Annotated in this window: 4 protein-coding genes; all 4 read left to right on the forward strand. The window is 65.3% G+C overall.

Annotation, left to right across the window (positions count from 1 at the left end; translation table 11 throughout):
* Positions 1–115: 115 nt before the first annotated feature.
* The 4 genes from L0G76_RS13035 to L0G76_RS13050 all read left to right on the forward strand — a co-directional run bounded on the left by L0G76_RS13035 (position 116) and on the right by L0G76_RS13050 (position 6,656).
* Positions 116–1,801 carry a PucR family transcriptional regulator gene (locus L0G76_RS13035; RefSeq protein ID WP_304357609.1) on the forward strand — a complete coding sequence of 562 codons (1,686 nt, stop codon included), beginning with the start codon at positions 116–118 and terminating at the stop codon, positions 1,799–1,801.
* A gap of 158 nt (positions 1,802–1,959) precedes the next feature.
* Positions 1,960–3,468, forward strand: coding sequence for a type III PLP-dependent enzyme domain-containing protein (locus L0G76_RS13040; RefSeq protein WP_304357610.1), 1,509 nt, complete (start codon positions 1,960–1,962; stop codon positions 3,466–3,468).
* A gap of 123 nt (positions 3,469–3,591) precedes the next feature.
* Positions 3,592–4,587, forward strand: coding sequence for a TAXI family TRAP transporter solute-binding subunit (locus tag L0G76_RS13045; RefSeq protein ID WP_304357611.1), 996 nt, complete (start codon positions 3,592–3,594; stop codon positions 4,585–4,587).
* The gene (locus L0G76_RS13050) at positions 4,584–6,656 is read left to right on the forward strand and encodes a TRAP transporter permease (protein ID WP_096157571.1); all 2,073 of its coding nucleotides are present in this window, start codon (positions 4,584–4,586) and stop codon (positions 6,654–6,656) included. The genes L0G76_RS13045 and L0G76_RS13050 overlap by 4 nt, the downstream gene beginning before the upstream one ends.
* The last annotated feature ends 13 nt before the right edge of the window (positions 6,657–6,669 follow it).

Genomic DNA, 6,669 nt, shown 5'->3' on the forward strand with positions numbered 1-6,669 from the left:
CTCTGTTCCACTTCCATCGGTCCGGGCCCTCCAGCCTGGCGGGTGTGTTTGTGTCCCCCCCCGTCAGGTAGCTGGGGGTCGGTGCGGAGCCGCCCACGTTGACTACAGTGGGCATATGAGCGAAACGAATGCCCTGCGCGTCTCCCGCCTGCTGCGGGAGACCGCAGGGTTTCTGCTTCCCCTGAATCAGGTCGATGTCGACGTCGAGGTGACTCGCATCGAGTTCGACGTCGACCTCAGAGGTTCAGCTGCTGAGTTCCGATCCCCTGCTGATCATCGGTCGTCTGCTGATCTCGCGGGGGTGGTCGTCCTCGTCACCGAACCCGTGGACGGTGCCGGCGGGTTCAACGCGGGCGGACTCCGTGCAGGGCTCGGTGCGATTCGGGCGCGGTACTCCGGCGCCGCGGCACTCATCGTTCCGCCGGGAACACACACCCACCTCGGCGAGGGGGCCGATGACGTATCTGCCGGGGCGGCAGCGCCCATTCTGCTCGAACGCTCCACGGGCGTGACCTGGTCCGAGGTGCTCGTCCATCTGCGCCAGCTCAGCGAGGGCGCCTCGAGCGCACTGGCCTGGCCCGATGTTGATGACCTCAGCGCGCTGGCAGCGGTCATCGCGGAGATGACGGGGGCATCGATCACGATCGAGGACCCGGCCTCACGCGTGCTCGCCCACTCGAACCTCGGCGATGAGATCGACGATATTCGACGGGAGACGATCCTCTCCGGTGCGATTCCCGACTGGCGCATCGCCGAGTTGGAGGAGTCCGGGTTCCTGGACGTCGTGCGCCGTTCGACCGATGTCGTCGAGCGGCCCGCCGCAGGAGCCACGCCCGCTCGTTCCGTCATCGCGCTGCGCAGCGAGGGCGAGCTGCTCGGCACGATCTGGGCCGCCTATCCGGAGACGGTGGATCCGGCGTCGCTGCGCGATGTCCTCCGCGATGCCGCCCGGGCGGCGATCCCGGTGATGCTGCGCACCCTGCGACGCTCCCCGTTCGAAAAGCGGATCCGGCGGGAGGCCCTCGGATCGATCCTCGGTGGTTCGCCGGATCTGGGCCCGGCCGCGACCCTGCTCGCGCTGCCCTTCTCCGGGCACTATGCAACCCTGGCCTTCGCCGAGATCGCCCCCGACCGAGAGCCCGTGCTGAGGTTCCATCTGCGGGCCGCCTTCGCCGATGCCGTGCTCGCCCACGTCGGAGCTCATGGTCACCTGGCGGTGCTCGTGCATATGAGCGAAGCCATGTCGGCGATTGAGATCAAGTCTCACGTCGCCTCGACGCTGCAGCGGTCCCTGCCGCCGAGCGAGCCGCTTCACTTCGGGGTGGGCGCCGCCGTCGAACGCCTCGACCATGTGCAGCGATCGTGGACCGAAGCCGTGTACGTCGTCGACGCGCTGCTGGCCAGGGAACCGCAGGGCGGGGCTTCCGCGCCTGCGGGCAGCGGATCTGCCGACGATCGCGACGTGGTCCGCGGCGCGACGGCCGAGGACGTCGCGGCCGAACTCGTGGGCCTCGAAGCCGCCGATGCCCTGCGCTCAGTGGGTCCTCGCATCACGGAGCCTGCTCGATTGCTCGCAGCACACGATGCGAAGCTTCAGGGGCAGCTGCTCGAGACCTTGCGCGCATACTTTGCAACGGTCGGAAACTCCGCCGAGGCGTCCCGTCGTCTGCACGTCCACACGAATTCTCTGCGGCATCGTCTCACCCGGATCGAGGAGATCACGGGCCTGTCGACGGCGGATCGTGCGGGCAGGCTGTGGCTGGAGTTCGCTGTGCTCGTCTACGACAGGGAAAGCCGCTGACTCAGCTGAGGGCCTCGAGGCATTGGTCGGTGTCGAATCGTCACAGGCCTCGGATGTGCGGTTCTTACAAGGCTGCAGGAAAAAGTTTGGCAGATTATTGTTCGTTCGTCCTGGTTGCGGCGTTCTAAAGTGACAGCACACCACGAACGAAGGACGATATGCACAGCAACCAGTCGGGGCCGCCGGTCCAGGCCAGCCGAGATCGAGTGATCAAGGCAGTGGCGCAGAGCTCGACCAGTGAAAGCAGTGCCGTAGGAACCGGTGCCGAGGCGAACGGTGTCGACGCCCTGTCACCGACACTCGACGACGCGACTCCGGTGATCGGACTCATCGACCTCGACCAGGTCTCTGACGCGTACGAGCGCCTGACCGCGGCATTCTCCGGGAGCACCGACGTCCTTCACGCCGTCGCCTGCAAGGCCGTGCCGCTGCAGCCCCTGCTGCGCTATTATGCCGAGGCCGGTGCCGGCTGCGAGGTTGCCAGTCCCGGTGAGCTCGATCTCGCCCTGACAGCAGGCTTCGCTCCTGAGCGCATCGTCTTCGACTCTCCGGCGAAGACCCTGTCCGAGCTCAAGCGTGCCGTGTCGCTGGGGGTGTCGATGAATATCGACAACTATGAGGAACTCGATCGACTCGATGCGATCCTCGCAGCCGACGCACCCCTCGAAACCGAGGGACACCTAGCAGCCGACGCGCCCCTCGACCCCGACGCGAACCAGGCGGTCGCCCCCGAGCCCGGGGCCACCTCGGCGAGGGTGGGGATCCGGATCAATCCGCAGTCGGGCACGGGCACGATCGGTGCGCTGTCGACCGCCACACAGACCTCGAAATTCGGCATCGGCCTGGCCGACCCGGGCGCTCGCGAAGCACTCATCGACGCCTACCTGGCCCGCCCCTGGCTCAACCAGATCCACGTGCACTCCGGGTCCCAGGGGATCAGCCTCGACCAGGCTGCGGCGGGCATTGAAGTCGTCGTCGATCTCGCGCAGGAGATCAACCGGCGTGCCGCTCAGGCTCACGGCCGTGACCGTCAGGTCACCCGCATCGACATCGGCGGGGGGCTGCCCGTGAACTTCGCCGGCGAAGAGATCACCCCGACATTCGCCGACTACCGCGCTGTGCTCGCCGCCCAGGTCCCCGGCCTGTTCGACTTCGACATCATCACCGAATTCGGGCGCGCACTGCTGGCCAAGGCCGGCACCATCCTCACCCACGTCGAATACGCCAAGACCACCGGCGGCCGACGCATCGCCATGACCCACGCCGGCGTCCAGGTCGCCACCCGCACGGCCTATGCCCCGGCCGATTGGCCGCTGCGCATCCTCCCCTTCGATCCGGACGGCAATCACAAATCCGCCGAGGAGGTCCCCACCGATGTCGCAGGACCGGCCTGCTTCGCCGGTGACCTCCTGGCCCGCGATCGTCTGCTGCCGCGCCTCGATGCCGGCGACATCGTGGCCGTGCCCGACACCGGCGCCTACTACTTCTCCAATCCGTTCTCCTACAACCTCCTCCCGCGAGTGCCCGTTTTCGGGTACAGGGCCACCCCGGAAGCAGTTGAGTACTCGCTCATCCGGCGTGGTCAGAGCCGCGAGGAGATTCTCGCCGAGGCGGGGGAGGCCACGATCTCACCGTATCGACTGGTTCAGAATGAAGCAGGCAGCTAACGATTCAGCAAACATTCGGTCTGAGTCCACGAATGAAGACGACCTCCGCATACTGTCGGAGGGAAGCAACCGAGCGATCAGCAAGGCAGCTGGCAACAGAAGCTCAACGACGAAGAGGAAAACATGAAAATCAGACGCATGACCGTTGCGGCCATCGCCGCGCTCGCCCTCTCCCTCTCCGCCTGCGGATCCGGCGGAGACTCCGGCGGAGGTTCCGGCGACGGAGGTGAGACCACGAATGACCTCACCTTCGGAACCGGCGGCACCTCCGGAACCTACTATCCCCTGGGCGGCGAGCTCGCGACGATCTTCGAAGAGAATGTCGACGGCACTTCCGTCAACTATGTGGAGTCCGGCGCCTCGGCCGAGAACCTCGGCAAGATCTACCAGGGTGAGTGGCAGCTGGGCTTCACTCAGAGCGACACTGCGAACAACGCCGTCAAGGGTGAGCTCGAAGACCTCGATGGCACGAAGATCGACAATGTCGGGTGGATCGCCTCGCTCTACCCCGAAGCCGCGCACATCATCGTGCGTGAAGATTCCGGGATCGAGTCCGTTCAGGATCTCAAGGGCAAGAAGATCGCTGTCGGTGATGCCGGTTCCGGCACCCGCGCGATCTCGGACGCCGTGCTCGACGCGGCGAACATCGGCGAGGCGGACTACACGCCGGAGATCACTGACTTCGGGGCCTCGACCGATATGCTCGCCGACAAGCAGATCGATGCGACGATCTTCGTCGTCGGCACCCCGGTGGCCGGGCTGACACAGCTGGCGGCGACCACCGACGTCGAACTCCTCGGCCTCGACGAGAAGACGACCTCGGCGATCGAAGAGAACAGCGGTGCCGAGTCCTACGACATCCCTGCCGATGCCTATGACTTCCTCGAGGAGGACGTGCCCACGGTGTCCGTCTTCGCATCCCTGGTGGCCTCCACGGACCAGGTCAGTGAGGACACCGCCTACGGAATGACCAAGGCGCTGTTCGAGCACAGCGATGAGGTCACGCTGGATGTCGGGAAGCTGATCACCAAGGACTCCGCCATGCTGGGCGTCGGCGATGTGCCGCTGCACCCCGGAGCCCAGAAGTACTACGAAGAAGAAGGCATTGACCTGCCGTGAGTGATCACCCGACACCGCCCCGGCCATCCGACAACGCGGCCGGGGCGGTCGCCGAGCAGACCGCGGAAGCGAAGAAGGACTCCGCCGAGGTGCTGCGCAAGGTCGACACCTCGAGTCGATTCCGCACCGACCTCGGGTGGTGGGCGTGGGTCATCGGCGGCATCTCGATCGTCTTCACCCTCTACCACCTCTATGCGGCGCTGGAGCGTCCATTCAACACGTGGATGCACTCGTCGCTGCATCTTGCGGGGGCGACTGCCCTGATCTTCTTCCTCTACCCGGCCAGCAAGCGGCTGCTCGACGCGCCGGCCAGCGGAAACCGGGTGGCCGATATCCTCATCGGCCGTGGCAAGGGGATCGCTTGGTACGACGTCGTCCTCGGATTGGCCGGGCTCGGCTGCAATCTCTACGTGTTCTTCGACTACACGCGCCTGGTGAGCAACTCGGTGCAGATTCTCGGATACTCCGAACTCGACTTCTTCGTCGCCGTCCTCGGAGTCCTCCTCATCCTCGAGGCGACACGTCGATGCGTCGGCCTGCCGATCGTCATCATCGCCGGAATCGCTCTGCTCTACGGTCTCTTCGGCAACTACCTGCCGGTGTTCAAGCATTCGGGGCTGAGCGTCGAAGACCTCGCCACAGGCATGTTCCTGTCCAGCGGCGGGGGCATCTTCGGCACGCCGATCCAGGTGTCGGCGAATTTCATCTTCCTCTTCCTCTTCTTCGCAGTGATGCTCGTCCACACGAACATCGGCCAGTTCTTCAACGATCTCGCCTACCGGCTGACCGGCAGGTTCACCGGCGGCCCGGCAAAGGCGGCCGTGGTGGCCTCGGGTCTGCAGGGAATGGTCTCGGGCTCGTCGGTTGCGAACACGGTCGCATCGGGATCGTTCACCATTCCGCTGATGAAGCGGGCCGGGTTCAAACCCCACTTCGCCGCCGCGACCGAGGCCACAGCATCGACCGGCGGGCAGCTCATGCCGCCGATCATGGGCGCCGCGGCATTCATCATGGCTCAGAATGTGCCCGACCTCGAATACAACGGGCTCATCGTCATCGCCATCATTCCCGCTCTCCTCTACTTCCTCGGAGCGTTCCTCTCCATCCACTTCGAGGCGAAGACCACCGGAATCCTGGGAATGGCGAAGAGCAGCCTTCCCAACGGCATCGAGCTGCTCAAACGCCTCGACCTGCTCCTGCCCCTCGTCGTCATCGTCCTCACTCTGCTGTCCGGCATGTCGCCGATCCGTGCGGCACTGTTCGGCATCGGCACAGGGTTCATCCTCAGCTTCCTGCGCAAGATCACCCGCCTCACTCCGCGGGGATTCGTCGAGTTGCTCGTCTCGGGCGCACGAACGGCCCTGCCGGTCATCGCGGCCTGTGCGACAGCTGGGATCGTCGCCGGCACCGTCACGGTGACGGGACTCGGCGGGCAGTTGGGCAAGGGACTCGTCGATCTCGCGGGAGGCAACTTCTTCATCGTGCTGTTCATGGTGATGATCGCCTGCCTGGTGCTCGGCATGGGACTTCCGACGACGGCGAACTACGTTGTCACGGCCACCATCGCCGCGCCGATCCTGTACAACAACTTCGACGTTCCGCTCATCGCCGCACACATGTTCGTGTTCTTCTTCGGCATCCTCGCCGATATCACACCTCCTGTGTGTCTGGCGGCCTATGCCGGTGCGGGCATTGCGGCGGCGAATCCGATGCGCGCAGGTGTCACAGCGCTGCGTATCGCCATTGCGGGCTTCCTCATCCCGTATGTCTTCATCCTGGAGCCGGCACTTCTGCTGCAGGGAACCGTGTCGGAGATGCTGATTGCCCTGGTCACGCTGATTCTGGGCATGGTCGGAGTCTCAGCGGGTCTGGCCGGCTACTTCTTCGGTTCGGCAAACGTCGTCGAACGGCTGTTGCTCGTCGCCGGCGGCATAGCCTTGGTCTACCCGAACCTGTGGGTCTCGGCGGTGGGCCTGGGTGCGCTGGTCATCATCGCGGTCGAGCAGAAGCTGCGCAAGGCGACCACCTCTGACCAGATCGCGAAGGGACTCACAGAGCAGAAGGCCTGAACCCCGAGGCCGG

Source organism: Brevibacterium picturae, assembly GCF_030453725.1.
GTDB lineage: Bacteria > Actinomycetota > Actinomycetes > Actinomycetales > Brevibacteriaceae > Brevibacterium > Brevibacterium sandarakinum_A.

What these genes read in the sequence shown, in the direction of transcription:
- L0G76_RS13040 (WP_304357610.1), top strand. Translation starts at nt 1,960, where the DNA reads ATGCACAGCAACCAGTCGGGGCCGCCGGTCCAGGCCAGCCGAGATCGA.
- L0G76_RS13045 (WP_304357611.1), top strand. Translation starts at nt 3,592, where the DNA reads ATGAAAATCAGACGCATGACCGTTGCGGCCATCGCCGCGCTCGCCCTC.
- L0G76_RS13035 (WP_304357609.1), top strand. Translation starts at nt 116, where the DNA reads ATGAGCGAAACGAATGCCCTGCGCGTCTCCCGCCTGCTGCGGGAGACC.